This window comes from Micromonospora deserti (genome assembly GCF_003236335.1).
Lineage (GTDB): Bacteria > Actinomycetota > Actinomycetes > Mycobacteriales > Micromonosporaceae > Micromonospora > Micromonospora deserti.
In genome coordinates this window covers 1-3,560 of sequence record NZ_POUB01000420.1, presented here as the reverse complement: position 1 = coordinate 3,560, position 3,560 = coordinate 1, and the positions used below count along the sequence as shown (strand labels likewise).

2 protein-coding genes are annotated in these 3,560 nt (G+C 74.3%); one reads left to right on the top strand and one right to left on the bottom strand.

The window, feature by feature from the left end:
* The coding region (locus C1I99_RS30475; RefSeq protein WP_111137613.1) for an alpha/beta hydrolase at nt 1-1,263 on the top strand (1,263 nt) is incomplete at its 5' end.
* A 60-nt stretch (nt 1,264-1,323) separates the two neighbouring features.
* Here C1I99_RS30475 and glmS read toward each other — a convergent pair.
* Nucleotides 1,324-3,237, bottom strand: a complete 1,914-nt coding sequence (gene glmS, locus C1I99_RS30470; protein WP_111137612.1) for a glutamine--fructose-6-phosphate transaminase (isomerizing) — start codon at nt 3,235-3,237, stop codon at nt 1,324-1,326.
* Between the last annotated feature and the right edge of the window lie 323 nt (nt 3,238-3,560).

Genomic DNA, 3,560 nt, shown 5'->3' with positions numbered 1-3,560 from the left:
GTGGTGGACCGGCACGGGATGATCAGCCCCGGCCGTGCGGCGGTGACCGAACGGGCCGGGCCGGCGGCGGCCGGGGCGACGGCGGCGATCCGGGCGGCGCTCGACCTGGCCGGGGCGGCCGACCGGGAGGCGGCGGCCCGCCTCGCGGAGCTGTCGGGGGCCGCCCGCTCGACGTGGCTCACGCCACCACCGCCCGGCCGGCCCGGGCCCGATGCCGATCCGGCGCTGGTGCGGGCCTGGTGGGCGGGGCTCACCGCGGCACAGCGCCGCTGGCTGGTGGTGCACGAGCCGGCGCGGGTGGGGCGCCTCGACGGGGTGCCGACGGCCGCCCGGGACCAGGCCAACCGGCTGCTGCTCGGCGCCCGGCGCGACGACCTGCTCGCCGAGCGGCGACGGCTGCTGGAGCGGGTGCCGCGCACCGCGGTCGAGCTGGCCGGCCTGCTCCGGGTGGAGGGGGCGCTGGCCGGGCTGGGCGAGCTGACCGCGCGCCTGGCGGCCCCGGAGGGCCCCCGGGCGTACCTGCTGGGGCTGGCCACGGCCGGCGAGGGGCGGGCGGTCGTGGCGCTCGGCAACCCGGACCGGTCGGCCCGGGTGCTGACGTACGTGCCGGGGATGACCGCCGGCCTCGACGACGTACCCGGCGAGCTGGGCCGGGCGGCGCGGGTGCTGTCCCGCTGCACCGCCCTCGCCCCTGGTGAGGAGACCGCGGCGGTGCTCTGGCTGGACTACGACGCCCCGGATTTCCTGCACGAGGCGGCCTGGCCGGGGCAGGCCCGGGACGCCGGCCCCGCGCTGCACCGGTTCCAGGAGGGCCTGCGGGTGACCCACGACGGGCCGCCGGGCCGGCAGACCGTGCTGGGGCACAGCTACGGCTCGCTGGTGGTGGGCATCGCCGCGCGGGACCACGGGCTGGCCGCCGACGCGCTGGTCTTCGTCGGTTCGCCCGGGGTGGGCGCGGCGCACGCCGCCGAGCTGGGCCTCCCGCCCGGGCAGGTCTGGGCGAGCACCGCGCCGGACGACCTGATCCGGCTGGCCCGGCCCCCGGACGAGCTCGTCCGGAGCGGCCTGCTGGGCGCGTTCCCGCCAGGGTCGGCGGCCGGCCTGGTCGCCGGGGCGGACCGCGAGTTGTGGTTCGGGCCCGACCCGGCCCACCCGGGCTTCGGCGGGCGCACCTTCGCCAGCGGCCGGCACGGTCACACCGGCTACTGGGAGGCGGACAATCCGGCCCTGGACGGCATGGCCCGAATCGTGCTGGGCCGGTGAGGTCGCCGGACGCGGCCGAGCCCCGGTTCACCGCCGCCCGGGGCCCGGCAGGGTGGTGGGCTACTCGACGGTGACCGACTTGGCCAGGTTGCGGGGCTGGTCGACGTCGTGCCCTCGGGCGGCGGCGATCTCGGCGGCGAGCACCTGCAGCGGCACGGTGGTGAGCAGCGGCGCGAGCAGCGTGGGCGTACGGGGCACGTAGATCAGGTGGTCGGCATAGCGGACGACCGCCTCGTCGCCCTCCTCAGCGATCACGACGGTCCGGGCGCCCCGGGCGCGCACCTCCTGGATGTTGGAGACGACCTTGTCGTGCAGCAGCCCCCGGCCGGCCGGCGAAGGCACCACGCAGACCACCGGGGTGCCCTGGTCGATCAGGGCGATCGGGCCGTGCTTCAGCTCGCCGGCGGCGAAGCCCTCGGCGTGCATGTACGCCAGCTCCTTGAGCTTGAGCGCACCCTCCAGGGCCACCGGGTAGCCGACGTGCCGGCCGATGAAGAGCACGGTCGGTTCGGACTTCAGGTCACGGGCCAGCTCGCGCACCGGCTCGATCCGGTCCAGCAGCTCGCGCAGCTTGGCCGGCACCTCCTGGAGCTGGGCGACGACAGCGGCCACCTCGTCGGCGTACTTGATGCCGCGCACTTGGGCCAGGTGCAGGCCGATCAGGTAGCAGGCGACCAGCTGGGTGAGGAACGCCTTGGTGGAGGCGACCGCGATCTCCGGCCCGCCGTGGGTGTAGAGGACGGCGTCGGACTCGCGGGGGATGGTGGAGCCGTTGGTGTTGCAGATCGCCAGCACCCGGGCCTTCTGCTCCTTGGCGTGGCGCAGCGCCATCAGGGTGTCCATCGTCTCGCCGGACTGCGAGATCACCACGATCAGGGTGGACCGGTCGAGCACCGGGTCCCGGTAGCGGAACTCGCTGGCCAGCTCCACCTCGCAGGGGATTCGGGTCCAGTGCTCGATGGCGTACTTGGCGACCAGCCCGGAGTGGTACGCGGTGCCGCAGGCGACGATGAAGATCTTGTCGACGTCGCGCAGGTCCTGGTCGCTGAGGCGGACTTCGTCGAGCATGATCTCGCCGGAGTCGGTGAGCCGGCCGAGCAGCGTGTCCGCGATGGCCTGCGGCTGCTCCTCAATCTCCTTGAGCATGAACCAGTCGTAGCCGCCCTTCTCCGCCGCCGAGGAGTCCCAGTCGATGTGGAAGTCCTTGCCGCTGGCCGGCTGGCCGGCGAAGTCGGTGATCTCGATGGTGTCGTCGGTGATCAGGACGATCTGGTCCTGACCGAGCTCCACCGCGTCCCGGGTGTGCTCGATGAACGCGGCGACGTCGCTGGCGAGGTAGTTCTCCCCGTCGCCGCGGCCGACCACCAGCGGCGAGTTGCGCCGGGCGCCGACCACCGCGCCGGGCACCGCGGCGTCGACGGCGAGCAGGGTGAACGCGCCCTCCAGGCGCTGGCAGACCACCCGCATGCCGGCGGCGAGCAGCTGCGGGCCGTCCGAATGGCCGGCGGCGCGCAAGTCGGCCAGCGCGGCGGAGAGCAGGTGTGCCGCGCACTCGGTGTCGGTGTCGCTGGTGAACTGGACGCCGTCGGCCTCCAGTTCGGCGCGGAGCTTCGCGAAGTTCTCGATGATGCCGTTGTGGATCACGGCGACCCGGCCGTCAGGGGCCAGGTGCGGGTGGGCGTTGCGGTCGGTCGGGCCGCCGTGGGTGGCCCAGCGGGTGTGCCCGATGCCGGTGGTGCCGTCACCGATGCCGATCGGGCTGGCACCACAGGCCGTCGGGTCGGCGGCAGCCCGCTCGGAGAGGACCTTCTCCAGGTTGGCCAGCTTGCCGGCCTTCTTCTCGGTCAGCAGCTCACCGTCGCAGACGACGGCGACGCCGGCCGAGTCGTAGCCGCGGTACTCCAGCCGCCGCAGTCCGTCCAGGACGATGCCCAGCGCCGGGCGCGCGCCGGCGTAACCCACGATTCCACACATGGGTGGCAGCCTAACCCAGTTCCGCTCATCGCACGTGCGCGAAAGCCGGGTAAACGATCACAGAATTTGAGCGAATGGGTGGGCCGGGGCGGTCCGGGTGACGAATCACCACCCGGCCGTACGTCGCAAAGTTGCCGAAAGCCGGCAATCCTGGCGGCATCGACGGCAGGGTGGGATCCTCCGCGTTCCGCCGGGCCACTACATTGAGGGCCGCCACCGGGCCGGCGCATCCCCCGGCCGGCACCCACCTCTCCCGTCGCGGCCCTGGTCCGCGCTCGTCCCCCGGAGCAGAGCAGATGTCCGAGGCGCCGCCCCCCGATGCC

What these genes read in the sequence shown, in the direction of transcription:
- glmS (WP_111137612.1), bottom strand. Translation starts at nt 3,237, where the DNA reads ATGTGTGGAATCGTGGGTTACGCCGGCGCGCGCCCGGCGCTGGGCATC.